The 24,932-nt window shown below is 63.5% G+C and carries 23 protein-coding genes and 1 tRNA gene; 9 read left to right on the top strand and 15 right to left on the bottom strand.

All coding sequences use genetic code 11. From position 1 onward, the window contains the following. Positions 1-1,266, bottom strand: coding sequence for a serine hydrolase (locus AC13C2_RS01040; RefSeq protein WP_423787132.1), 1,266 nt, complete (start codon positions 1,264-1,266; stop codon positions 1-3). Between the two features lie 272 nt (positions 1,267-1,538). Here AC13C2_RS01040 and hemF point away from each other — a divergent pair, with 272 nt between their 5' ends. Continuing rightward, positions 1,539-2,441: an oxygen-dependent coproporphyrinogen oxidase gene (gene hemF, locus AC13C2_RS01035; RefSeq protein ID WP_482885670.1), complete on the top strand. Its 903-nt coding sequence runs from the start codon at positions 1,539-1,541 to the stop codon at positions 2,439-2,441. Positions 2,442-2,445: 4 nt separating this feature from the next. Here hemF and AC13C2_RS01030 read toward each other — a convergent pair whose 3' ends face one another. Further along, the gene (locus AC13C2_RS01030) at positions 2,446-3,639 is read right to left on the bottom strand and encodes an NAD(P)/FAD-dependent oxidoreductase (protein WP_482885669.1); all 1,194 of its coding nucleotides are present in this window, start codon (positions 3,637-3,639) and stop codon (positions 2,446-2,448) included. A 38-nt stretch (positions 3,640-3,677) separates the two neighbouring features. Further along, a complete protein-coding gene (gene hemE / locus AC13C2_RS01025; protein ID WP_482885668.1) occupies positions 3,678-4,706 on the bottom strand; it encodes a uroporphyrinogen decarboxylase in 1,029 nt (342 codons plus the stop codon). A 91-nt stretch (positions 4,707-4,797) separates the two neighbouring features. On the opposite strand from hemE, the gene hemC reads away from it, so the two are divergent. Further along, positions 4,798-5,742 carry a hydroxymethylbilane synthase gene (gene hemC, locus AC13C2_RS01020; protein WP_482885667.1) on the top strand — a complete coding sequence of 315 codons (945 nt, stop codon included), beginning with the start codon at positions 4,798-4,800 and terminating at the stop codon, positions 5,740-5,742. A 14-nt stretch (positions 5,743-5,756) separates the two neighbouring features. On the opposite strand, the gene gndA is transcribed toward hemC, so the two are convergent. The 3 genes from gndA to AC13C2_RS01005 all read right to left on the bottom strand — a co-directional run bounded on the left by gndA (position 5,757) and on the right by AC13C2_RS01005 (position 7,983). After that, on the bottom strand, positions 5,757-7,154 hold the full coding sequence (gene gndA / locus AC13C2_RS01015; RefSeq protein ID WP_482885666.1) for an NADP-dependent phosphogluconate dehydrogenase: 1,398 nt from the start codon (positions 7,152-7,154) through the stop codon (positions 5,757-5,759). A 97-nt stretch (positions 7,155-7,251) separates the two neighbouring features. Continuing rightward, a complete protein-coding gene (locus tag AC13C2_RS01010; RefSeq protein ID WP_092758656.1) occupies positions 7,252-7,779 on the bottom strand; it encodes a heme oxygenase-like domain-containing protein in 528 nt (175 codons plus the stop codon). Positions 7,780-7,906: 127 nt separating this feature from the next. Then, positions 7,907-7,983, bottom strand: a tRNA-Met gene (locus tag AC13C2_RS01005). A 103-nt stretch (positions 7,984-8,086) separates the two neighbouring features. Between AC13C2_RS01005 and AC13C2_RS01000 the strand changes: the two genes are divergently transcribed. Beyond that, complete coding sequence (locus AC13C2_RS01000) at positions 8,087-9,475, top strand: FAD-binding oxidoreductase (protein WP_482885665.1); 1,389 nt, start codon at positions 8,087-8,089, stop codon at positions 9,473-9,475. 27 nt (positions 9,476-9,502) lie between these two features. Here the strand turns inward: AC13C2_RS01000 and AC13C2_RS00995 are convergent, their stop codons facing one another. The 3 genes from AC13C2_RS00995 to trhO all read right to left on the bottom strand — a co-directional run bounded on the left by AC13C2_RS00995 (position 9,503) and on the right by trhO (position 11,849). Further along, positions 9,503-9,946, bottom strand: a complete 444-nt coding sequence (locus tag AC13C2_RS00995) for a DMT family transporter (RefSeq protein WP_482885664.1) — start codon at positions 9,944-9,946, stop codon at positions 9,503-9,505. Beyond that, on the bottom strand, positions 9,943-10,617 hold the full coding sequence (locus tag AC13C2_RS00990; RefSeq protein ID WP_482885734.1) for an alpha/beta fold hydrolase: 675 nt from the start codon (positions 10,615-10,617) through the stop codon (positions 9,943-9,945). The genes AC13C2_RS00995 and AC13C2_RS00990 overlap by 4 nt, the downstream gene beginning before the upstream one ends. Before the next feature lie 332 nt (positions 10,618-10,949). Further along, positions 10,950-11,849 (bottom strand): oxygen-dependent tRNA uridine(34) hydroxylase TrhO, encoded by a 900-nt coding sequence (trhO, locus tag AC13C2_RS00985; protein ID WP_482885732.1) that lies wholly within the window; start codon positions 11,847-11,849, stop codon positions 10,950-10,952. Positions 11,850-11,921: 72 nt separating this feature from the next. On the opposite strand from trhO, the gene pncA reads away from it, so the two are divergent. The 4 genes from pncA to pncB all read left to right on the top strand — a co-directional run bounded on the left by pncA (position 11,922) and on the right by pncB (position 16,586). Further along, complete coding sequence (gene pncA / locus AC13C2_RS00980; RefSeq protein WP_482885663.1) at positions 11,922-12,542, top strand: bifunctional nicotinamidase/pyrazinamidase; 621 nt, start codon at positions 11,922-11,924, stop codon at positions 12,540-12,542. A 146-nt stretch (positions 12,543-12,688) separates the two neighbouring features. Beyond that, positions 12,689-14,368 (top strand): BCCT family transporter, encoded by a 1,680-nt coding sequence (locus AC13C2_RS00975; RefSeq protein ID WP_482885662.1) that lies wholly within the window; start codon positions 12,689-12,691, stop codon positions 14,366-14,368. A gap of 106 nt (positions 14,369-14,474) precedes the next feature. Then, positions 14,475-15,236 (top strand): YkgJ family cysteine cluster protein, encoded by a 762-nt coding sequence (locus AC13C2_RS00970; protein WP_482885661.1) that lies wholly within the window; start codon positions 14,475-14,477, stop codon positions 15,234-15,236. A gap of 57 nt (positions 15,237-15,293) precedes the next feature. Continuing rightward, entirely contained in the window at positions 15,294-16,586 is a 1,293-nt protein-coding gene (gene pncB / locus AC13C2_RS00965) for a nicotinate phosphoribosyltransferase (protein ID WP_482885660.1), read from the top strand. 18 nt (positions 16,587-16,604) lie between these two features. Here pncB and AC13C2_RS00960 read toward each other — a convergent pair whose 3' ends face one another. From AC13C2_RS00960 to AC13C2_RS00940, 5 genes are all read right to left on the bottom strand, one after another. Further along, positions 16,605-17,117, bottom strand: coding sequence for a hypothetical protein (locus AC13C2_RS00960; RefSeq protein ID WP_482885659.1), 513 nt, complete (start codon positions 17,115-17,117; stop codon positions 16,605-16,607). Next, positions 17,107-18,522 (bottom strand): HD domain-containing protein, encoded by a 1,416-nt coding sequence (locus tag AC13C2_RS00955; RefSeq protein ID WP_482885658.1) that lies wholly within the window; start codon positions 18,520-18,522, stop codon positions 17,107-17,109. Before AC13C2_RS00955 ends, AC13C2_RS00960 begins: the two co-directional genes overlap by 11 nt. A gap of 102 nt (positions 18,523-18,624) precedes the next feature. Next, positions 18,625-19,047, bottom strand: a complete 423-nt coding sequence (arfB, locus tag AC13C2_RS00950; RefSeq protein WP_482885657.1) for an alternative ribosome rescue aminoacyl-tRNA hydrolase ArfB — start codon at positions 19,045-19,047, stop codon at positions 18,625-18,627. 311 nt (positions 19,048-19,358) lie between these two features. Beyond that, a complete protein-coding gene (locus AC13C2_RS00945) occupies positions 19,359-19,970 on the bottom strand; it encodes a queuosine precursor transporter (RefSeq protein ID WP_482885656.1) in 612 nt (203 codons plus the stop codon). 60 nt (positions 19,971-20,030) lie between these two features. Continuing rightward, positions 20,031-21,065 carry an NAD(P)/FAD-dependent oxidoreductase gene (locus tag AC13C2_RS00940; RefSeq protein WP_482885731.1) on the bottom strand — a complete coding sequence of 345 codons (1,035 nt, stop codon included), beginning with the start codon at positions 21,063-21,065 and terminating at the stop codon, positions 20,031-20,033. A 52-nt stretch (positions 21,066-21,117) separates the two neighbouring features. On the opposite strand from AC13C2_RS00940, the gene mnmC2 reads away from it, so the two are divergent. Together mnmC2 and AC13C2_RS00930 are read left to right on the top strand one after the other, a co-directional pair. After that, positions 21,118-21,786, top strand: coding sequence for a tRNA (5-methylaminomethyl-2-thiouridine)(34)-methyltransferase MnmC2 (mnmC2, locus tag AC13C2_RS00935; RefSeq protein ID WP_482885655.1), 669 nt, complete (start codon positions 21,118-21,120; stop codon positions 21,784-21,786). Then, entirely contained in the window at positions 21,783-22,730 is a 948-nt protein-coding gene (locus AC13C2_RS00930; RefSeq protein WP_482885654.1) for a DMT family transporter, read from the top strand. The genes mnmC2 and AC13C2_RS00930 overlap by 4 nt, the downstream gene beginning before the upstream one ends. A gap of 114 nt (positions 22,731-22,844) precedes the next feature. Here AC13C2_RS00930 and AC13C2_RS00925 read toward each other — a convergent pair whose 3' ends face one another. Then, positions 22,845-24,827, bottom strand: a complete 1,983-nt coding sequence (locus AC13C2_RS00925; RefSeq protein WP_482885653.1) for a lytic transglycosylase domain-containing protein — start codon at positions 24,825-24,827, stop codon at positions 22,845-22,847. Between the last annotated feature and the right edge of the window lie 105 nt (positions 24,828-24,932).

Raw genomic sequence — 24,932 nt, 5'->3', positions numbered from 1 at the left:
TCAGCTGCCCAAAACCACGCTGCAATCCACATCGCGCGCCCGAAGCCGGGTGCAGGCACGCTGGGCCTCCCGCTCCGACAGGCCGATGAAGCCCGGCGCGAAGCCGTTGCGAACCCGATCCACGCGGCGCAATGCACGGTCCAGCGTGTCCAACTCCTGCAAGGCGGTGCGCAGCAGAAGTTTGTCGGCGGCGGAGCGAGTGCGTTGCGCGGACAGTTCGATCCCGTAGTTCTGACCGGCGGTGGACGCACGGGTCACGACAACGCGCTGCGCTTCGACACGCGGCGCTTCGGGGGCAGGTCTGGGCGATGGCTGAGCCACTTGCGTGGAGGCCGAGGCATAGATCATGCTAACCGACGCCGTGCCACGTGGAACCGGGCGCATCGAAAGTGCCGGGGCGGACGGTCCGGCCCGCGATGCAACGCTGTAGACCGGCGGGCTGGGACGACGCTCGGTGACGCGGCTGGGCGCGGAGGCAAAGCCAATGTCCAGCAGTTCGGCAATGCGGGCATTACGGGTCGCCGTGGAACGGCCACCGAAGACGGTCGCGATGATCCGCACATCGCCACGCTGTGCCGACGACACCAGGTTGAACCCGGCGGCGTTTGTGTATCCGGTCTTGATCCCGTCAGCGCCCTCATAATCATTCAGCAGGCGACGGTTGGTATTGCGGACCTGAGTGATGCCCGCGTCCGTCGTGGTGCGTGAGAACAGATTATAATATTCGGGATAATCATAGAAAAGCCGACGTCCCAATGTTGTCATATCGCGCGCCGTGCTCAGGTGTCCGGATCGAGTCAGACCATTCGCGTTGCGAAATGTGGTGTTCGTCATGCCGAGCGCCAGCGCGGTGCGGTTCATGCGTTCCGAAAAGGCATCTTCGGACCCGGAAATCGCTTCGCCGATGGCGGTTGCGGCATCATTGGCGGATTTCACCGCCGCCGCGCGGATGAGATATCGGAAAGCGATCTTTTGCCCGGCACGGAGGCCCAGTTTGGACGGCGGTTCATTCGCGGCGTTGCGCGAGATGCGGACCTCGGTATCCAGCGTGATCTCGCCGCGCCTGACGGCTTCGAACGCGATATAGAGGGTCATCATCTTGGTCAGCGAGGCGGGGTGCAGTCGGGCATCGGCGTTGCGGGCCCGGATGACTTCGCCGGTGCGGGCGTCGATTACCATTTCCGCATAGGGCGCGGCCTGACCCGGAAGGGCAAGCATCATGGTCACGACAATCGGCATTATGCCCCAAAGGGCGTTTCGGATCATGTTTATGTTCACTAGACTGCTCAGTCTGCCTTGGGTCCCGATCTTGTCGCCGGTGACCTGTGTGATTTGGTTTATACTAACCTTAATTGACTAGTAAAATCTACCGTTCAGCGGGGTGCCTTCAAATTGCCCAGATTGCGGGATCATTCGGCGACATTTGGTGGGCTGATCTCGACTTGTCCACAACCGAAGGCGTATATCGTGGCGGAAATATGGCGGGTTGGGCGACCACTCGCTGAAGATCGCCAAAATGCAAAGGCAGGTTTCCATATATGACAGACGCATCCAAGTCCCGAAAACGGGATGCAGCCGACTGGTTCCATGAATTGCGCGACCGCATCGTCGCCGCCTTCGAAGCGGTGGAAGACGCGGGTGCAACCGGGCCCTTTGCGGACCTTCCCGCCGGACGGTTCGAAGTGACACCGACCCGGCGCACGGCGGAAGATGGGTCCGATGCGGGCGGCGGCTTGATGTCTGTGATGCGCGGCGGGCGCGTTTTCGAGAAGGTCGGCGTAAACTGGTCCGAAGTTCACGGCCAGCTGGGCGACCGGGCGCAACAGGCGATGGCGGCGCGCGGCGTGCCCGGCATGGCCGACGACCCGCGCTTCTGGGCCAGCGGCATTTCTCTGGTGGCCCATATGCGAAACCCGCATGTTCCGGCGGTCCATATGAACACGCGCATGTTCTGGACGCCGCATGCGTGGTGGTTCGGCGGCGGCAGCGACCTGAACCCCTGTCTGGAATATGCCGAGGACACGGCGTATTTCCACGCCCGGATGCAGGAGGCCTGCGACGGGCACGAGGCCGAGGGAGAGGCGGGGCGTTATGCCCGGCTGAAAGCCTGGGCCGACGAGTATTTTTATATCCCCCATCGCAAACGGGCGCGGGGCGTCGGCGGGATCTTCTACGACGACCTGAACACAGGCGACTGGGATGCAGATTTCGCCTTCACCAGGTCAGTCGGCGAACAGTTCCTGCCCGCGTTCCTGCCGCTGGTGGAAAAGCGGCGCGCTCAGCCCTGGACCGATGCGGACAAGGACGCGCAACTGGTGCATCGCGGTCTCTATGCGGAATATAACCTGGTCTATGACCGGGGCACGAAGTTCGGGCTGGAATCCGGGCATGATGCCGATGCGGTTCTGATGTCGCTGCCGCCCGAGGCCAAGTGGCACTGACGGATCAGCCGTCCGCCATTTCGTCCGCCCGCTCCCAGACACCCGCGAAACCGGTGGCGTAGCCTTCGCCATCCAGCGACAGGCCGCGCGCCACCAGCGACCCCAGGCGCCCCAGTTCATCCCCGCATTTCGCCGCCGCGCCATTGCCGCCGATAAGCGCGGTCACGGTGTCGTCCAGACGCTCGATGCAGGGGAATCCGGTTTCGGTCCAGACCACCGCGCAGGGACCGGTGTGCGTCGCTTCGAACGCGACACCCGGCAGCAAGGCGCGCATCTCGTCCAGAAGGCGTGCGCCGACATGAGCGTCACCGGTGCCGTGATACCAGTTTCGCATCTCGGTGGCGGTGTGAATGCGCGGGCTGTCGAGCTGGCCGCCGATTTTCAGGTACAGATGCCCGTCGGGATAACGGACCGGGGGCAGCATATACAGGTCATGATCCCATCCCTGCGGCACCCATATGACCGACGGCATGTCGGCCAGCGCCGCGCCCGTCGCTTCGGACAGGCGGGCGAAGGCAATGGTGCGGGCCCAGACCTTGATACGCGGCTGCCGGGGCAACAAACCATCCGACCCGGCATGGGGTCCGGTGGCGACGACGACCTGCGCGCCGCCGATCCGGGTGCCGTCGGCGAGTGTGACGATGCCGTCCTGCCGGGCGATGGCGGCCTGGCTCAGGACGGTTGCACCGGCCGCTTGCGCCAGAGCGATCTGCGCGTCGCACATGGCGCGCGGGTCGATCCAGCCGCCCAGCGTCGTCTCATGGCTGACCAGGGACCCGCAGGGCAGGGCCAACCCCAGCGTTTCCCATGTCTCGCAGGTGCCGATAATCGACGGCGGAGGCGGCAGGGCTTCGGCCACGGCGTGGAACCGGGCGGTGAAATCCCCCATCGGTCCGTCCTGCGGCCCGGCCATGATGGCTCCGGTTTCGTGGAAAATGGTCTGACCTGACCGGGCTTCCAGATCGCGATAACGGTCGATGGACCGGCGCGAGAGCAGCGACCAGTCCGCATCCGCCGCCACGCGCCGGGTGATCCGCGCGGCATCGTAATGGCTGGCGAAAGGCCCCTTGCTGTCGGATTTGACGGGCGGTTCCGGGGGCGCGATCAACGCGACGGACGCGCCGGATTCGGCCAGATACCGGGCGCAGGGCGCACCCATCATGCCGCCACCGATGACGATATAATCGAATCTCTGCATCATATCCGATGCTGGCGCAGGCACCGCCTCCGCGAAAGCTATTTCTCGCGCAGCGTGTCGATCATCAGCGAGACGTTGTCGGGGTCCGCGTCCGGAGTGATGCCGTGGCCCAGATTGAAGACATGCGGTCCCTGCGACAGCGCATCGCGAATGCGCCGGACCTCCGACACCAGGGCGTCACCCCCCGTGACCATGTGCCGCGACGCAAGATTGCCCTGAACGCAGCCGCCGGTCTGCACGTTTTCCGCGACCCATGCCGCATCGACCGAATTATCGACAGCCACGCAATCGGCCCCTGTCGCGGCATGGAAGCCCACGTATTTGTCCCCTGCCTCGCGCGGGAAGGCGATAACCGGCACACCCGGATGCCTGGCCCTGAGCGCGGCGATGATATTGCGGGCGGGGGCCAGCGCATAGCGGTCGAAGTCGTCGCCCGACAGCGACCCGGCCCAGCTGTCGAACAGCTTGACCACTTCGGCGCCCGCGTCGATCTGCGCCGACAGGTATTCGATGGTGGCGTCGGTGATAAGATCAATCAGCGCTTCGAACGTCGCACGGTCGGTGTCTTTCAGCGCGTGGGCCGGGGCCTGATCGGGCGTCCCCTGACCCGCAATCATATATGTCGCCACCGTCCACGGCGCACCGGCAAAGCCGATCAGCGTTACCTCGGACGGCAGTTCGCCCGCCAGATTGCGGACCGTCTGATAGATCGGGTGTAACGTCTCGTGGATGGCGGCGACCGGTTTCAGCTTCGCCAGATCAGCGGCCCTTGTGACGGTAGACAGGCGCGGGCCTTCGCCGGTGACGAACCACAGGTCCGCGCCCAGCGCCTGCGGCACCAGCAGGATGTCCGCAAACAGGATCGCGGCGTCGAAGCCGAAGCGCCGGATCGGCTGCAGCGTCACTTCGGTCGCCAGATCGGGGTTGTAGCACAGCGACAGGAAATCCCCGGCCTGTGCCCGCGTTGCCTTGTATTCCGGCAGGTACCGTCCGGCCTGTCGCATCATCCAGACGGGCGGCACCGGCAGCGTTTCACCGGCGAGGGATCTGAGGATGGCTTTGGTCATGGTCACTCCGGCGCGGTCTGAGGCGGGTCTGGTCTGGACACGACCTGTCGTGGCGGGCAGGTGGTGTCAACCGAAGCGGGAAGTGTGCCCTATGTCCGATTTGCCAACCTCCGACGCGCCCCTTCGCATCGGCACGCGCGGCTCGCCCCTTGCGCTGGCGCAGGCGCACGAGACGCGCGACCGGCTGGCGGCGGCCTTCGACCTGCCGCAGGCGGCATTCCACATCGAGATCATCAAGACCACCGGCGATCGCGTGCTGGACCGTCCCCTGTCGGAAATCGGCGGCAAGGGCCTGTTCACGCGCGAAATCGAGGACGCGCTTCTGGACGGGTCAATCGACATCGCGGTTCATTCGATGAAGGACATGCCGACGCTGCAACCGGACGGTCTGTTGATCGACACCTATCTGCCGCGCGAAGACGTGCGCGATGCTTTCGTCACCCTGACCGGTGTGGCGCTGGCCGATATGCCGCAGGGCGCGGTCGTCGGATCGTCCAGCCTGCGCCGTCGTGCCCAGATCGCGGTGCGGCGGCCCGACGTGAAACTGGTCGAGTTTCGCGGCAACGTGCAGACCCGCATGGCCAAGCTGCGCGACGGCGTGGCGGATGCCACGTTTCTTGCGATGGCGGGGCTGAACCGGCTGGGTCTGACGGACGTGCCGCGCCATGCGACCGATCCTGCCGATATGCTGCCCGCCGTGGCGCAGGGTGCAATCGGGATCGAACGTCGCGCCGGCGACACCCGCATGGCCGAACTGCTGTCGGCGATCCACGACAGGGACACCGGCCTGCGGCTGGCTTGCGAACGTGCCTTCCTTTTGACGCTGGACGGCAGCTGCGAAACACCCATCGCCGGACTGGCCGAGCTGGACGGCGACAGGCTGCGATTCCGGGGCGAGATTCTGCGCCCCGACGGGTCGGACGTGCTGACGGTTGCGGGCGATTGTCCGGCGATGGAGGGCGCGGCGCTGGGACATGCCATGGCCGAAAACCTTCTGGCCCGCGCGCCCGCCGGGTTCTTCGACTGGCGCGCCTGACCGTCCTTGTTATCTCAGTCCTGGGCCCAGGGGCCGTGCTGATCCGTCGCGCCATTCACATGAACGAACCCGTGCAGTCCAAAGAAATCGCGCTGACCCTGAATCATGTTCGCGGTGCCGCGTGCCGTGCGCATCATATCGAAATACGCCAGCCCTGATGACAGCGCGGGCGTCGCATGCCCGTTCAGCGCGGCCCCGGCCACAACGTGCCGCAACGCGCCGTGATGGGTCTTCATCAGATCCGCGAAATACGGCGTGCGCATCAGGTTATCGCCCGCATGGTCGGCCAGGGCGGCGGCCATATCGTCCAGCATCGTGGACCGGATGATGCAGCCTTCCCGCCAGATACGCGCCACCTGAGGCAGGTCGATGTCCCAGCCATACATATCTCCGGTAGCTGCGATCATGACGAAGCCCTGCGCATAGGCCAAGATCTTGCCCGCGATCAGCGCGCCTTCCAGTGTCTTGAGATCCAGATCGTCGAAGCGCTGCGGGGCGGCCTCGAAGATATCCTGCCCCGAGGCCCGCTCCTGGAGCCGCGAGGATATGTTTCGCGCGTCGACGGCGGCGGAGATGGCGGGGATCGGCGTCAGCAGGTGCAGCGCCTCGATCGCGGTCCAGCGACCGGTGCCCTTCTGCCCGGCTGCATCCACGATGACCGAAAGCAGCGGCTTGTCGGTTGCGACGTCCCTGGCGCGCGCGACCTTGCCGGAGATCTCGATCAGATAGCTTTCGAGCGGACCGGTGTTCCAATCTTCGAAGACCTTGCCGATCTCGTCCTCGGACAGGCCGTGGCCATCGCGCAGGATGCCATAGATCTCGGCGATCATCTGCATGTCGGCGTATTCGATGCCGTTGTGGACCATCTTGACGAAGTGACCCGCGCCCGCAGGTCCCATCAGCGCGGCGCAGGGCTCGCCCTTATACTTGGCCGAAATCGCCAGCATGATATCCTCGACCCGCGCCCAGACCTCGGGCGCGCCGCCACCCATGATCGAAGGGCCGTGTCGCGCACCTTCTTCCCCGCCCGAGACGCCGACACCCAGATAGGGATGGTCCGACGCCGCGACCCGGCGATTGGTGTCATGGAAATTCGCGTTACCGGCATCGATGATAAGATCGTCGTCGTCCAGCAGCGGTCGAAGCGCTTCGATCTGGTCGTCGACCGGATCGCCCGCCGGCACCATCAGGATGATCGCGCGGGGTTTCGCGAGGGCGGCGACAAATTCTTCCAGCGTTTCGGTCGGAGTGATCCTTGGGGCCAGCTCGCCCGCGCCCGCGGCAAAGTCGCGCGTCACCTGGGTGGTGCGGTTGAAGACCGCGATGTCGAAGCCTTTTTCGGCAATGTTCAGCGCCAGGGCTGTGCCCATGGTGCCAAGGCCAATCAGGCCGATCCGTGCATCTGCGGGCATCGCGGCGTCCTTCTGTTACCGATACCGCCGGTCCTAGACCGCCGGGTCGCGCATGAAAAGACCAGGCTTTGTCGGAAACGGCAGACGTGCATGGATGTCAGCGGCGCGCATGATCGTGGCAGATCGTTTCGAACAGGGCCAGCCAGTCGTTCGCCGCCTGCAACGTCACGTCGCCCGCCGCACCGTACCCCGGCGTCTCCTCCAGAATGGCGCACAGCGTCCGCCATTCCGTCGCGTCGCGGGGTGCCGTCAGATACGATTGTCCCGATCCGCCCTCGGGCAGCGCGCGCGCCATCATCCGCAGCGCCACCCGCTGGGAATGCCAGACATAGCCCCGCGCCAGGGCGTCGTCGGTCCGAGGACGCGGCCAGGTCTTGGGCGGCGCGTCGTGACCGAGGTCGTCCAAGTCTTCAGCCAGCAACGCCAGCGCCGCATCCAGTGCAGGGGCCAGCGCGTCATCGCAGGTCCGCAAAGCGGAAAGCGCATCTGACTGAGCCGCCAGAAACCGCCGCAACCCGTCCGGATCCTTCAGGGAAAAGCGGCGCTGCGCCCGGTCCAGCGCGTCCTGTGCAGCGCGGGTGCCGGTGCGCAGTCGATCGCGGAGAAACGGTTCGGTCAAGGTCATGGCAAAGTGATCGCCCGCCCGGTCGACCGTTGCAAGTCGTTGGTTCGCCTGACCGATGACTTTGCACGCGCGTGCAATTCCGTCAGGCGCGCAATCGGACGCAGACTTCAGGTTGGGAACGAAGGACTGGTGGCGGTGCAGGGACTTGAACCCCGGACACGCGGATTATGATTCCGCTGCTCTAACCAACTGAGCTACACCGCCTCTGGCGCGCCGAATACGACCCCGCGCCAGAAGCGTCAAGACCGCCACCACGCCTTTTCATCGCAGGCGACCCGTGGCAGCACTCACCTTTGGAGGAGCCGCCATGACAGACCACCGCGCCGCGCTGAACGACCTGCGCGCACTTCTGGGCGACGCACACGTCCTGACCGGCGAGGCGACCGCACGTTTTGCGAAGGACTGGACCGGCAAATGGCGCGCCGATCCGCTTGCCGTGGCGCGCCCGGCTTCCACCGATCAGGTGTCGCAGACGGTGCGCATCGCCGCCCGGCACGGTCTGGCTGTGGTGCCCGTCGGCGGCAACACCGGGCTGGTCGGCGGCACGGCAAATACCGGCGCGCTGATGATCTCGCTCGAACGGATGACGGCAATCCGCGATCTGCGGCCCGATGCAGGGGTCGCCGTGGTCGAGGCAGGCGTCGTCCTGTCCGACATCCACGATGCCGCCGACGCCCACGGCCTGATCTTTCCGCTGACCTTCGGGGCACGGGGATCGGCCCGCGTCGGCGGCTTCCTGTCGACCAACGCGGGCGGGTCCAACGTCGTGCGATACGGGTCGACGCGCGGGCTGGTGCTGGGGTTGGAGGTTGTGCTGGCCGACGGCCGGGTGCTTGATCTGATGAGCGAGCTGCGCAAGGACAACTCCGGCCTCGACCTGCGCGATCTCTTCATCGGGGCCGAAGGCGTGCTGGGCATCATCACCGGCGCCGTCCTGCGTCTGTTGCCGAAACCCCGCCACCATGCCACCGCCCTGGCCGCCGTGCGCGACCTGCCATCGGCACTGACGCTTCTGCGGCGGCTTCAGGCGGCCAGCGATGGCGCGGTCGAGGCGTTTGAATACATGCCGCGCAACTACATGACGGCACTGGCGACCCATCGTCCCGATCTGCGTCAGCCCTTCGCGGTTCAGGATCATACCGTGATGATCGACATGGGCGGGCTGTCCCGACCCCTGGGGGACGTGATGGAGGAGGTGCTGGCCGAGGCGGTCGAAGCGGGCGAAGTCCTCGATGCGATGATCGCCCAGAACGAGGCGCAGCGGCGGCACATCTGGGACATGCGCGAAGTCGCCGCCGAAATCACCTTCACCCGCCTGCCCATCGTCGACAACGATGTCGCGCTGCCGCTGGATGGCGTCGCTGACTTTATCGAGCGGATGCACGCCGGGCTGGCCGGAATCGACCCGCAGGCAGACGACCTGATTGTCGCCCATCTGGGCGACGGCAACGTGCATCTGACGGTCTATCCGACACGCGACGATGCCGCGCATCTGGATGCGATCCGCGAAATGATCGAAGGCGTGGTGGTCGATCTTGGCGGCTCGATCAGCGCCGAACACGGCATCGGCCTGTCCAAACTGGCGACGATGACGCGGCGCAAGGACCCGGTGGCGCTGGACGTGATGCGCGCAATCAAGGCGGCGCTGGACCCTGACAACCGCATGAATCCCGGCAAGGTTATGCCGGACCCCTGATCGGGCGATCCCGCCGCCGGGGGGCAGCTATCCCCGGTTCGTCAGCTGTATCAGCGCCAGCCCCCCGGTCATCGCCATCAGCCCGACGATCCGGACCGCCGTCAATGGCACGATCCGCGCCCCGAACAGGCCGAAATGGTCGATCGCCGCCGCCGAGATCATCTGCCCCAGCAGCACGAAAAACACCGCGTTGCCGACACCGAACACCGGGGCGATCCAGGTAATCGACAGGACGTAGAATGCGACCAGCACGCCCGCCAGGAACAGATGCGGCGGTTGCACGGCGACACGGGCCATGGCCCCTGGCCCGGTCAGAATCATCGCCACCCCCGAACAGATCAGGGCCACGGTGAACAGTACGAAGGCCGCCGCTGCGGGTCCGCCGATATTCGCGCCCAGGCGGGCGTTCAGCGCCGCGAGAACCGGGATGCCGATCCCTGCGGCAAGCATGATGACGGCATAATGGGTCATGACATATCCACCTGTGTCAGCCAGTTGCGCAGGGCCGACGTCGTGGCGTCCGGCTGCTCCAGCGTCGGCAGATGGCCTGCGTTTTCGATCACGGTCAACGTCGATCCGGGGATCAGGTCCTGCATCAACACATGTCGGTGCAGCGGACAGACCGCATCCTCCCGACCGCAGAGGATCAACGTGGGGGCCGTGACGCCACGCAGCGTATCCTGGTGGTCGGGTCGGGTTTGCAGGGCGCGGGACTGCCGGATGAAGACCTCCGCCCCCAGCCTTTCGGCCATATCCATGCACAGATCGAGGATCGCATCGCGACCGGGGCCGTCAGCCAGATATTTCGGCTTCATCTCGTCGCGCATCACCGCGCGCAGATGGCCGGCGCGGACACGCTGGATTTGCGGCTCTCGCCGGGCGGCGAACTCCGGCGTCTCGGCCATCGGGTTTGTGTCCATCAGGCACAACCCGGCGATCCGCTCAGGCGCTTGGGCAAGAACCTCCATCGCGACGATGCCGCCCATGCTGAGCCCCGCCAGGGCAAACCGGGGCGGGGCGTCGGCCAGAACGGCGTCGGCCAGTTTCTCGGTCGTGTCGGCCGTAATGATCGGCAGAACCTCGACGTGCCGGTCGGTAAACGCGTCGGTCTGGGGGCCGAACAGGCGTGCGTCGCACATCATGCCGGGCAGCAAAATCAGGGGTAAGCGACGACTCACGATGCTCTCGGCACGCGATTTTCGCCTGATCCGTCAAATCCGCTCCGGATGCTCCATCCCATTTCGCCAGACAACACGCGCTTTGAGCGGGCGGCAACCCATGTTAAAAATCCGGCATCGTTTCGGTTTGGGAGAATCGGATGACGGATTTTTTCTTGCTGGCAACGGCAGTTTTCGCGGCTGTGGTCCTTGTGCGCGTCCTGACCCAACACTGGCCCCGCACCTCCGACGAGACCGAGGAAGTCGACATCGGGCGCTAATCCTGCCCCATGCATCGGCAAAATTCCGCGCAAATTTCAGCGCATGTGCCGTTCGCCCCGGTCGCGGGCCAGTGCAATCTGTTTCATGCGTTCGCGAAACCGCGCCCGATCGCTCGCGTCGAACTGATCGACGCAGTGATGGCACTGCACGCCCGCTTCATATTCCGGGCGCTCGGTATCGCATGGCTCCAGCGGTCGGCGACAGGCATGGCACAGCACATGACCGCCCGGTTCCAGCCCGTGCCCGACACTGACGCGGTCGTCGAACACGAAGCATGCCCCCTGCCACAGGCTGTCCGCCGCGGGCACTTCCTCCAGGTACTTCAGAATACCACCCTGCAAGTGCACCACATCCTCCACCCCTTGTCCGCGAAGGTAAGCCGTGGATTTCTCGCAGCGGATGCCGCCCGTGCAGAACATCGCCACGCGCTTGCCCCTCAGCCGGTCGGCGTTCGCCGCCCACCACGCAGGGAAATCGCCGAAGGCCTCGGTCTGCGGGTCCACGGCCCCTTCGAAACTTCCGATGGCGACCTCATAGGCGTTGCGCGTGTCGATCACGACCGTCTGCGGATCGCGCACCACCGCATTCCAGTCGCCCGGTGCCACGTATCGCCCGACCCCCGCCAGCGGATCGACGTCCGGCTGGCCCATCGTCACGATTTCCCGCTTCACCCGCACCCGCATCCGACCGAACGGCGCGACCTCCGCCTGCGCGTATTTCGGCTCCAGATCGGCGCAGCCGGGCAGGGCGCGCAAATGCGCCAGCACGGCGGCGATGCCGTCCGACGGGCCCGCGATGGTGCCGTTGATGCCCTCGGGCGCCAGCAACAGCGTTCCGGTCACGCCGTTCGCAAGGCACAGGTCCAGCAACGGCCCGCGCAGCGCATGCGGGTCGGGGAAGGGCGTGAACCGATAAAGGGCGGCGACCGTGAACATCATCCCGCGCCATAAGCCGTTGCCCCCGGTGTCTCAAGCATTAGGGTCGCCTCGAACATCAGGAGTGCCGCCATGACCGCCGCCGCCAAGACCGACACACGCGCCCTTATCGTCATCGACGTGCAGACCGGCTTCTGCCCCTGCGGCAATCTCGCCGTGCCCGGCGGCGACGAAATCGTGCCGGGCATCAACGCGCTGATGTTGGATTTCCACCATGTGATCCTGACGCAGGACTGGCATCCGGCGGGCCATTCGTCCTTTGCGTCCTCGCATCCTGGCCGTGCGCCCTATGAAGTGATCGACATGCCCTACGGCGCTCAGGTCCTCTGGCCCGATCATTGCATCCAGGGCACGCGGGACGCCGCGTTCCACCCCGAGCTGCACACCGACCGCGCCCGTGCCGTCATCCGCAAGGGCTTCAACCCCGCCGTCGATAGCTATTCCGCGTTTTTCGAGAACGATCATGAAACTCCGACCGGGCTGGAGGGTCTGCTGCGCGCGTTGAATATCAGCGACCTGACACTGGTCGGGCTGGCGACCGATTTCTGCGTCAACTTCTCGGCGCTAGACGCCGCGCGTCTGGGGTTTGACGTGGCCGTGCGCGAGGACCTAAGCCGCGCCATCGACCTCGACGGTTCGCTGGCGGCGGCGCGAACGGCGATGGAAAAGGCGGGCGTGGCGCTGATCAGTTAGTCTGCGGGCAATCGCCAGATTGCTTGTTTTCCGGCCACGATCAGCAAATCAATGTCGTATTCAGGCAAGTCATGTCGCGTTTTGTGCACGGTTGTGGCAGGACCGGACGCATTATTCGTGACACCATCGCCGTGGGAGGCACTGAAATGGCCAATATCGAACCACCCCTTACCGATCTTCCGATAGATACGCATGACGGAGGTTTCTATAACGGCTTCGCCACGCGCGTCACGATCCCGGCAAAGGTCATCATTGCGATTCTGATCCTGTGGGCGGTGATCTTTCCGTCCCAGGCCGGCGCCGTACTGACAGGGCTTAACAAGCTGATCCTGACGAATTTCGCGACCTGGTACATCTATGTGATCGGTGGTTTCCTTCTGGTCTGCCTTGGCCTAGCCATCTGGCCCGCCGCGGGCCGCATGCGCTTGGGGGCTGATACCGATCGGCCCGAATTCGACAATTTTTCGTGGTTTTCGATGATGTTTGGGGCCGGAATCGGTGTCGGCATGCTGACCTGGTCGGTGGCTGAGCCGATCTATCACTTTCAGACCAATCCCCGTGTCATCATGGGGCTGGCCGAGGCCAGCAGCGAAGCCAACAGGCTGAATTCCTTTACCTACAGCTTCCTGCACTGGGGCCTGTCCGCCTGGTCCACCTATGCGATCATCGGTCTTGCGCTGGCGTTCTTCGCCTATCGCCGTGGCCTGCCTCTGACGATCCGGTCGGCGCTGACGCCGCTGTTCGGTGACCGCCTGTCGGGATGGCTGGGCCACGTCATCGACATCGTCGCCGTTGTCGCCACCATTCTGGGTGTCGCGCAGACGCTGGGCTTTGGCGTGAACCAGTTCGTCGCGGGCTTGTCGCGGATCGGTATCGGCGACTGGCTGACCACCGCCGAGGGCAATCCGTCCCCCGGTGGCATCCTGTTCGCGCTGTTCATCATCATGGGGGCCTCGACGCTGTCGGCGCTGTCAGGTGTCGGCAAGGGCATCAAGTGGCTGTCCAACATCAATATGGTGCTGTCGATCTTCCTGCTCGGCTTCTTCCTGATTTTCGGGGCCACGCTTTACGGGGCCTGGGCGCTGTTCGCAGGCACGTTCGATTATCTGATTTCGCTGCCCGGCATGCTCTTCAATGTCGAACGCAGTGACGGCATCCCGAACTCCGTGCCCGACCAGCTTGCCAACTGGCAGGGGGCATGGACAGTGTTCTACTGGGCCTGGTGGGTCGCCTTCGCTCCCTTTGTCGGACTGTTCCTGGCGCGCATCTCGCGCGGTCGGACGATCCGCGAATTCGTTATGGGCGCGCTGATCGTGCCCGCTTTCATGTGCTTTATCTGGTTTGCCTATGCAGGCGGTACCGCCATCGCACTGGAACTCAACGGCGAGGCGAACGGCGCCATCTTCGCGGCGCCGGATGGTGACAAGATCTTCGCCATGACGCAGCTGATGATCGAACCGTTCAGCCCGCTCCTGTCCTGGCTCATGGCCGTGATCATCGTGATCCTGCTGATGACCTACCTCGTCACATCGGCGGACTCCGCGGTGCTGATCGTCAACACGATCAATGCGGCGGGCGACGAAGGCCCCAAGGCGCGGCCCCATATCATTTTCTGGGGCTCCGCCCTCGGGCTGGTGGTGGCCGCGCTGCTGATCGTCGGCGATATCGCAGCGATCCAGACAGCCATGGTGATCGGCGCATTGCCGTTCAGCCTGGTGATGGTGCTGATGGCAATCTCGCTCATCAAGGCGATCATCAACGACGGTCGCCGCGAACGGGCGGGCATCGCCACCACCGTGGATGTTCCGCTGACGCCAGCAGAGTAAACTGCGGTCATATCGACCGGAAAGGGGGCGTTCGCGCTCCCTTTTTGCTGGCTGCCCAAGGTTGTCCTTGGTTTAAACAGTCTCCGTTCCTGCCCGAAGGTCGCCGATGCCCAGATCCCCCCGCGCCGCACGCCGCGCCGCCAAACCCGGCCCGCCCCACGACACCGCGTCCCTGCGCGCCGCAATCGCCGCCGCACGCCTGCCCGGTACGCCGCCGCAGATTACCGAACAGGCGCGCGCGTTGCTTCTGGGCTGGCTCGATCCGTCCCGCACCTTCGCCGACGCCCTCCGCGACCTGTCCTCGGGCGAGGCGGCGCGTGCGATTGGCCTGGCCCTCCTCGACCGCACGCCCGAACCTCCGGGTCTCGACTGCAAATCCGGCTGCGCCTTCTGCTGCATCCTGCCCGGCGACGATGGCGGAACCGTCACGGCGGCCGAGGCCCGAACCCTCCACGCCGCGCTCATCCCGCTGCAAGGCACACCCGACGGCACCCAATGGCACCCGCAGGCCTGCCCGGCGCTCGACCCCGTGACCCGCCTCTGCCGCGCCTACGCGGCCCGCCCGATGATCTGCCGCACCTACGTCAGCCGCGACGTGACCGCCTGCGAAGCCATCGCCGAAGGCCATGCCAAACCCGGCACCGGCACCCTCCCGGCGCAAATCATCACCATCACGGTCCATGCGCTGGCCCGCGCCGCCCTCCACGGCACCACCCCGGTCCACACCTACAACCTGCGCGCCATCGCCACCGCCGCCCTGCGGGGCACACCCGCCCCCGACGCCCTCAAATCCGCCCGCCACAGCCCGAAATCGCTGGACGCCGAGCGCCGCCGCCTGGCCCGCGGCCTGACCCGCGGCTCGGGATAACGGCTGGACGCCCCCGCCGCCCCATGCTCCAAACCCAACGGGACAGGGAGAGCCGAAATGCAGGACATCGCCACGCGCGTCTGGAACCACAAGTGGAAGATCGACCCGATCGTCCGCTCCCTCATCGACACCGATTTCTACAAACTGCTGATGTGCCAGTCGGTGTTCCGCAACCGCCCGCGCACACAGGTCCGCTTCTCGCTCATCAACCGCTCCACCCATATCCCGCTGGCCGACCTCGTCGACGAGGGCGAACTCCGCGAACAACTCGACCACGTCCGCACGCTCTCCCTGTCGCGCGGCGAATCCACATGGCTGCGCGGCAACACCTTCTACGGCAAACGCCAGATGTTCCGCCCCGATTTCATGGAATGGTTCGAAAACCTCCGCCTGCCGCCCTATCACCTCGAACGCCACGGCGACCAATACGAACTCACCTTCGAAGGCACATGGCCCGAGGTCATGCTCTGGGAAATCCCCGCCCTCGCCATCCTGATGGAACTCCGCTCCCGCGCCGTCCTCAAGGACATGGGCCGCTTCGAGACCCAGGTCCTCTATGCCCGCGCCATGACCCGCGTCTGGGAAAAGGTCGAACGCCTGCGCGACCTCGACGGCCTCCGCCTCGCCGACTTCGGCACCCGCCGCCGCCATTCCTTCCTCTGGCAGGACTGGTGCGTGCAGGCATTGGGCGAGGGGCTGGGCGCCAATTTCGCCGGCACCTCCAACTGCCTGATCGCCAAGAACAACGATGTGGAGGCGATCGGCACCAACGCCCACGAACTGCCGATGGTCTATGCCGCACTCGCCGACAGCGACGCCGAACTGGCGCAGGCCCCCTATGACGTGCTGGCCGACTGGCAGGAGGAGCATGATGGCAACCTGCGCATCATCCTGCCCGACACCTACGGCACGCCCGGCTTTCTGGCGAACGCCCCCGATTGGCTGGCCGGCTGGACCGGCATCCGCGTCGATTCCGGCGACCCGGCCACCGGGGCCGAAACCGCGATCCGCTGGTGGAAGGAGCGGGGCGAGGACCCCCGCGAAAAACTCGTCATCTTCTCCGACGGCCTGGACGTCGCCAAGATCGAGGAACTCCACGCCCAATTCTCAGGCCGCGTCCGCGTGTCCTTCGGCTGGGGGACGCTCTTGACGAACGACTTCCGGGGTTTGGTGGAAGGCGACGCGCTCGCGCCGTTTTCCTTGGTGTGCAAGGCGGTGTCTGCCGATGGCAGGCCGACGGTGAAGCTGTCGGACAATCCGAAGAAGGCGATGGGGCCGGAGGATGAGGTGGCGCGGTATAAGCGGGTGTTTGGGGTTGGTGAGCAGAGGGTGCAGGAGGTTGTGGTTTAGACCAACCCTAAACGAGCATTAGATCTGAGGCCAAGGTTGCGGGGTCGGAATTGATGCAAGCTTGCTGTACAGTATCTTTGCTGATTCAATTCTACTAGACTTCTCGGGTTTCCGTCGTGAAGTTTCTTCCCATGGCTCATCGAATCCTGTATCAGAAAGATATGCTGCGGTAGCAGCTAATTCTAAATCAACAGGATTTGCATCACGGGCCAAAGAGACAATTTGCGATTTTATATCATCGCCAGTCTTTGAGCCATCTACGGAAAAAACAGAATAATGCCCTCCCCAATTTGTTGGCTTTTTTTCCTCTGTTATTTTTCCAAACATGGTCGCAAGTTCAGATGCGCTAGCGAGATCTTGGCTAAAGGGGCCATAATGCTTGTACTGATAAGAAAGGCCGTTTCCTAAACCCGTAAGCTCAAGGAGATATGCAATCTTTTGAAGCCGCGTGCGACCAACAACTTGACCTCCGGCAATTTCGATCAACTCGGCAAGATATTTTGCGTTATCTGTTCCAGACTTAAGCTGCATTTTTCTCTTCCTCCCTGATAGCATTCCTAAGAATACTTTCTATTTTTGTCTTCGCTTCAGTATCATCCCGATCAATATACGCTCTATCGAGTTTGAAAACTTGAGCCGCACGAACAGTTTCTGATATATCAGAAATATTTACAAGACCCTTACCTTTAACTACCATCATCTGGTTCAAAGGGCTGCCACTATTTTCTGACATCTTGTATGGACGGCGTTGCGCTTTGTCGAGGATTACTCGGGGCATACATTCCGATTTATTATTGTCAGCGTACCATGCACCTATTTCGTCGAGACAAACCTCTACAGCTTTTTCCACAGCAGCAGCGTCGGCATTTGGACCTAGAGAACTGCTAACTGCCTCGCGAATATCTATGCAAACAAGCAACTCTCGGTCGCGAAGCCGCTTCGCCAAATTAGATACTGTTTGATCTTCAGCATGCAGCATTTGAGATAGTGAACCCCATACGACGCTATCATCAAGACAAAGGAAGTTGAGAATATCTTTGGGCTCTCGGGCAAAGGCACATAATGGATGCTGACTTCCTAATCCAGTTTTCTCAGTACTGCCGTCACCTACAAGGGAAATTACTCGGAACAGAAGTTCCTGAAAAATCTTTTCCGCACTTCGGGTTGCCTTATGAAAATATACCGTCGGATAAAGTTGAAATAATCCCAGTACATACGTTTCCGCGGCATGAATCGCCTTCTCATCTAGGACGAGCGTTTCAACGAGACCGGTGGCTTCTTCATCTACGCTGCTTGGAACCTCTCCAAGTCGCAGATTTTCAAGAAGCCATGTATAGTCGATCTCGCTGTGCTGCGTTCTCGTCATAAGCTTATCACGGCGCATATAGTCAAGACGATCAGCATCGAATTGACTAGACACAACTGAACTGTATATGTCTGTTGGGCCGTCAGCGGCAATTAAAGATGAAACTTCTAAAGAAAATCCATTACCCATTGCCTTGTCTAATTGTGCAGAAATTTCACTATCCCTGATGAGACTGGCGCTAACCACCTCATGTGTCGCACTAGGCAGCTTTAACCGAGCGGCAACAGTTTCAAATGAATGACTGAATGGGCCGTGTCCGATATCATGAACTAGCGCGGCAGCGAGTGCAGTATCTCGACGACGTGCCTGGAGATTGGCGGCCCCTTGCTGATCTTCAATAATGCTCATTAGCTGGCGCGCGGTGTGAAAGACGCCAATGCTGTGAGCAAACCTAGTATGAGTTGCACCCGGATAGACTAACTCTGAAAAGCCGAGTTGCTTCACCCTACGCAGGCGTTGAAACTCTGGGGTCTGAATAACTCTCCACATTCCGTTCTCAAACTCATTTGCGCTGAACTTGATGAGGTCATGAAGGGGGTCGCGAACGCGCTGATTCTTGAATTTTGCCATGTTCTCTTTTCGTTCACGTTTTCAGTTATGTCAATATAGTAGCTTGCGCTAATTGTTGGGAAGGTAGGTAGAAAGAAGTCTAGATTCTGTGGCTTGGCTGACTCATTCCACGGATGGCCCACCCCTGAGCGCCTTGACCTCCCCGCGCTTCTTCTTCGCCTCCACGCGCTTGCGCTTCTGGTTGGCGGACACCTTCGTTTTCACCCGTCGTTTCGGCACCACCGTCGCCGCGCGGACCAGGTCCGCCAGGCGCGCCCGTGCGATCTCCCGGTTGCGGGCCTGCGAGCGTTCTTCCGAGACCTGCAGCACCAGTGCCCCCTCCTTCGTCCAGCGCCGCCCCGCCAGACGCCGAAGCCGCGTCTTGACCGGGCCGGGCAGGGACGGCGAGCGTTCCGCCTCGAACCGCAACTCCACGGCGCTCGACACCTTGTTCACGTTCTGCCCGCCGGGCCCGGAGGCGCGCACGAAGGTCTCGGTGATTTCCCAGTCCTGAAGTTCGATCTGCGGCGTGATGGTCAGGGGCATGGCGGGGGCCTTGGTGCGGGACAGGCGTATGACGCAGATAATACGCGGATAATACGGAGATAATACACCGCCCGGAGAGGTCCCCGGATGCAAAGAAGGCCGCCCCCAAAGTGCGAGGGCGGCCTTCCGAAAGGATCAGGAGGTGAGGTCGGTTAGACGCATCAACCTAAGGTTATCAGACGTTTAGGGGCTGCCCTAGACGCGAACCCCCCAAGTTGTCCCGACTGTCTTCTCCACTATCTTTCTTGACACTGGATCACCTCCTTTCAATGGGTTTCTGTGCTTGTAGATTTGCACAGATATTGTGTGGGTCAACCCCTTTCCCGCAATCCATGGTGCAAATTCATCGTAATGACACGAAACGGTACCAGCGCCAGCAGCGCAATCGCCATCTTCACGCCCCAATCCGCCAATCCCAGTCCGACCCACAGAGGTCCCACAACCGTCGTCTCCTGCGCCCAGGACACGTCGCCCCAAGTTGTTGGAAACGCAAGAAAACCGGAGAAGGCAATGGTGAAGAACAGTGCCGTGTCGACAACCGATCCGATCACCGAAGATGTCAACGGAGCCACCCACCAGGCCCGATCCCGCAGCTTCGAAAAGATCGCCAGGTCAAGCAGTTGCGCCACGAGGAACGCCGTTCCGGACGCCAGCGCGATGCGCAGCGTCACCAATGGCCCGAACTCCCCCACGATCTGCGTCCCGATCAGGGAACACGCAAGGCCCGCGACGAACCCGACCAGCACGACTTTTCGTGCATTATCAGGACCATAAAGACGGTTCGTGACGTCGGTGACAAGGAACGCGAGGGGGTATGTGAACGCCCCCCACGTCAGCCAGCCGTCAGCAACTAAAAATTGGACGCCGATGTTCGAGGCGACAACGATAACGGCCATCGCAACGATGGCGGGAAGTATTTTCATTTCTGTAACCCGTTTTGACATGGTGGTCGGAGACATGGCCCTGACGGGCAGATGGGCGCTTTAGACGCCTGAGACCCAGGGTGCAAGATGATCGGTACGGAAGGGATCGGGGATATTGTCGGTTCCCGACAGGATCAGGTCGGCCATCACTTCCGCCACCTTGGGCGCGACACCAAACCCGATCTTGAAGCCGCCGTTGGCGACGAAATGTCCGTCCCGCCCGGGCCATGCTCCGATCAACGGCGCGCGGGACCGGGCCCGAGGACGCACACCGGCCCAGCGTTGCAGTACCTCGGCCCCGACCAGTGCAGGCACAGCGGTGCAGGCGCGGGCCAGCAGGTCGTCGAGTCGATCATCGGTGGAGGTATCCGCGAACTCCCGCTCCGAGGTCGAGCCGATGGCTACCGTGCCATCCGAATGCGGCACGATATGCATGCCGTATGCATAAAGCTGCGGCAGGTCGCGGCGGTCCAGGCGCAACAATGCCGCCTGTCCCTTTACGCCGGTGCCAGCCGTGCGGCCCCGGTCGTCCCGCATCGCGGTCAGTCCCCGCCAACCCGTGGCGTGCAGAACGAAGCCCCCGATATCTCCCGAAGGCACGATCTCTCCGCCCGTGGCGCGTATGGCCGACGCCAGTGCCTCGCAGGCGCGGCGTGGATGAATGCGTGCGGACAGGGTGTCGCGGATAACGGTCGGCGTGCCGGGTGACCATTCCTGAGGGGCAGGCTCGACGGTCCATGTCGCGTGTTCCTGCCACAGCGTCGCGGCGCCGACTGCGCGTTCCATTGCCAGCGCGTGTGCCGCCTTGTCGGGGATGGGTTGTAGACGGCCCGTTCGCGCGTATCCGGGGTCGCCGCCGCCGACTTCGGCCACGGCCTTCCACCAATCCCGCGCCATCAGCAGGCTGTCCAGTTGGAAGGCCTTCTTGTCGTTCCATTGTTCTGGGACATGCGGGGCCAGCGCCCCGACGATGCCACCGGACGCACCTGCGCCCACGCCATTGGGGTCGACCACGCGGACTTTCGCGCCGCGCCGCGCCATCGCCCAGGCACAGCCCAATCCAAAAACGCCCGCCCCGAGGATCGTCACGTCGATTGCCAATTCCTCGCCCTTCCTGTCCAGTCACATCAAGGCCATAGGGCAGGACATGAGCGACGGAAACCCGGACCCGAAAACAGGCGTGCCCGATCTGGAATGGCGCGAGGGTACACCTGTGGCGGTGCGCTTCGACGACCCGTATTTTTCGATCATCGACGGGGCGGAGGAGACACGGCACGTCTTCGTGCAAGGCAACGATCTGGCGACGCGCCTGCGCGCCGGGTTTCACATCGCCGAACTGGGTTTCGGGACGGGGCTGAATGCGTTGGTGATGGCGCAGGACTGGACCGGAGCGGGGACGCTGCGCTTCACGTCGTTCGAGGCTTATCCAATGGGGCGGGACGATATGGCGCGCGCCTTGTCGGCGTTTCCGGGCATCGACGCGACGCCCCTGCTGGATCAGTGGCCCGGCGACCGGATCACCCTGCCGGGGGTCGAAATCGAAATCGTTCAAGGCGACGTACGCCAAACCCTGCCTGCATGGAACGGACGTGCAGATGCATGGTTTCTGGACGGTTTCTCGCCCGCTCGAAATCCCGAGATGTGGGGAGCGGACCTGATGGCCGAGGTCGCGCGCCATACCGCGCCGGGCGGCACCTTCGCCACCTATACTGCGGCGGGCCATGTCCGGCAGGCGCTGGGCGCTGCGGGGTTTGCCGTGGAACGCGTGCCAGGCTTCGGACGCAAACGCCATATGACACGAGGCGTCCTGCGATGAGGGGCGACCGGCTGGGTATCGCGCTGATGGTGGCGACGACCTTCGTGTTCGCCATCCAGGACGGCCTCTCGCGGCATCTGGCCGGGGAATATAACGTGCTGATGGTAGTGATGATCCGGTATTGGTTCTTCGCCGCCTTTGTCATTGCCATTGCCGCGCGCAAGGCGGGCGGGTTGCGCGCCGCCGCCGCCACGTCGCAGCCGGTGATCCAGGGTCTGCGCGGATTGCTTCTGGTGGGAGAAATCTGCGTCATGGTGGCCGGTTTCGTCCTGCTGGGACTGGTCGAGGCGCATGCCATTTTCGCGGCGTACCCCTTGCTGGCCGCCGCCCTGTCCGGCCCGATCCTGGGCGAGCGCGTGGGCTGGCGCAGGTGGACCGCCATTGCGCTGGGCTTCGTGGGTGTGCTGATTATCCTACAGCCGGGTGTGACGGTATTTTCGCCCGCCGCACTCATTCCACTGACGGCGGCGGCATTGTTTGCGATGTATGGTTTGCTGACCCGATATGTCGCGCGACGCGACACGACGGCGACCAGTTTCTTCTGGACCGGCACGGTCGGAGCCGTGGCAATCACCCTGGTCGGAGTCTGGTTCTGGGAGCCTATGACATTGTCCGATTGGGGGTGGATGGCTGCGCTGTGCCTTTCAGGCGCAACGGGGCACTGGTTGCTGATCCGCTGTTACGAGGTGGCGGAGGTCGGCGTGGTCCAGCCATTCGCCTATCTGCAACTTGTGTTCGCGTCCTTTATCGGCGTGACCGTCTTCGGCGAGGCATTGCAGGCGCAGGTCGTTCTGGGCGCGGCCATCGTCATAGCGGCGGGTCTCTTCACGCTCTGGCGGGGACGACGGGTCGACCAGGCACAGGAGGCATCGACCGACCGGGGCGCAGACGGTTTTCGGAAAGACGATGTGCCAGAACACGCCGCACCCGGCCGAAACGGTTGAGCGGGAGGTGAGGCAACGATTGCGGCGCGGATGAGTTCGGCGTCGCCCCTTGGCCTGTCATAGTCCCGTTCATTCCCGCCCTGTCTGTCATGCGGCGGCGCTGTGTCCCGGGCGTCAGTTGTTGCGTTGCGCCAGGTCGCCGTAGCCGTCCTTCAGCCAGTCTTCCAGTTTCACATCCTCGACCGAGCCGGTCAGTTGCGCATGATAGGGCAGAAGACTTTCCGATACCCGCATGATGTAGTTGCGCGTCTCGCTGTAGGGCACATCCTCGATCCAGTCGATGACGTCGATGGACGGGTCGGACGGATTGCCGAGCTCCGCAGACCAGCGCCGCGCGCGGGTGGGTCCGGCATTATAGGCGGCCGGGATCAGGATCGGGGACAAGCCGAACTCCGCCTCCAGCTCCCTCAGATAGGCGGTGCCGAGGCGTGCGTTATAGAGCGGCTCTTCCGTCAGCGCCGGTTGACGATACGGAACGCCGACCAGCGCCGCCATATCGCGCGCGGTGCCCGGCATCAGCTGCATCAGTCCGGCTGCGCCCGCGCCCGACACGACGATCGGATTGAATTCGGATTCGCGACGCGCGATCGACAGGGCAAGCTCGGGTGCGACCGGGCTTTCGATGGTGGCCAGATCCGTTACCGGGAAATACCCCCTGTGCAATTCATAGCCCGACTGGGCCGCGCGCTTGGCCACCAGAAGTGCGACATGCGCATCGCCCAGATCGTCGAGAATGACATCGAGCAGGCTGCCGATTTCGGCGCGCGGCAGGCTTTCGGCCAGTTCGGCCAGGAACATTTCGGCCAGTTCGCGTTCGCCCAAACCGTCCAGCAGACGCGCGGCGGCCAACAGACTGGATTGCGCAAAGGAGGTCTGGTCGAGGGGCGGGAAAACCTCGCTCCCGTTCAGCAGAGGATCGGCCGGCAGATTGGCGCGCTCGGCGGCCAACTGACCATAGAAACTGGTCTGGTAGCGCGCGCCCATGATATAGGCCGTGACAGCCCCCGTGGCATCGCCGCTGGCTTCCAGTGCGCGCCCCAGCCAATACCCGGCGCGCCCCTTGGAGATGGGCGAGGCCACGTTGCCATCGAAGGTACGGAAGTGCACGGCGGCATCCTGGGGACGATCTAGAAAGCGGAGCGCAATATATCCCGCCAGCCATTCGTTCCCCGGGATGTTGGAATCGCCTTCGGGCAGATTGTGTTTCGCAGCCACTCGATAGGCATCTTCGTATCGACCGTTCTGCATCAGGCTGCGCGCCAGACGCTCCCGGTGCTGGCCCCATACGCTCGGATTGCCAAGCGTGTCGGCGTCGGCATCAAAGGCAAACAGCAGCGCCAGCGCCCCGTCGGGGCCGTCCAGCCGGGACTTGCCAAGGCGCCAGCGGAACCGTTCGTAGGCCAGTCCCTGATGGTCGCGGAAACCTTCGGGGACTGCCGCGATCAACTCGTCCACGCCTTCGCGCCCGGCGCGCAATGCAATGCGCGCGCGGGCCAGGGCAGCTTCGGGCCCGGTGACGCGGGCCAGCGTCCGTTCAGCCGACTGTATATCGCCACCCCAGGTCATTGCATCCAGCCTGGCGGCGTCGAAAGAGCGCAGGAGATCACCCATGATTTCGAGGAATCCCGCCTCGGACGCGGCGGACATCGGCATCGTCAGCCAGGCGTCGATGGCGACGGTTTCGGCTTCGGTCTCGCGGTTCAGTGACATAAGCGCGATCGTCAGCATCAGCGCCCCACGCGAGGTGCGGGGCGGTGCACCGTCGAAGAATGCGACAATCCGTCCGGGCGCAATGGTGGCCGGAATGTCCAGCTCCACCCGCGCGCGCAGAAGGTTCAGGCCGGGCCAGTCGGGGTTGCGGCGCAGGAAATCCTCCCCTTCCGAAAAGGTACCTTTCCGGGCCCGCAGAAGGTGCCACAAGATGACATCGCGGGCGATCTGGTCGTCGGTCTGCGTCAACGCGGCACGGGTCCCCACCTCGTCATCCGCGCGCAGGGCTGCAATCCCCGCAGCAACTGCGGGATTGGCCTGCCCTTGTCCACTGAGGGTCAGCGCGAAGGTCAATGTGGCTGCGGCAAGAAAGTCTTTGAACATCATTCCGTCAATATAGGGGCAAGGCACTCGCATGGCGACTAACAGTGATGCGATCCATCAAAAAGCATCGCCTTGCCGCGCCGCACGGCCCCGGCTAGTTTCCGCGCG

It is taken from the genome of Jannaschia sp. L-14R (assembly GCF_056857695.1).
The sequence above is the reverse complement of the archived record's forward strand: the minus strand, read 5'-3'. Positions and strand labels throughout refer to the sequence as shown.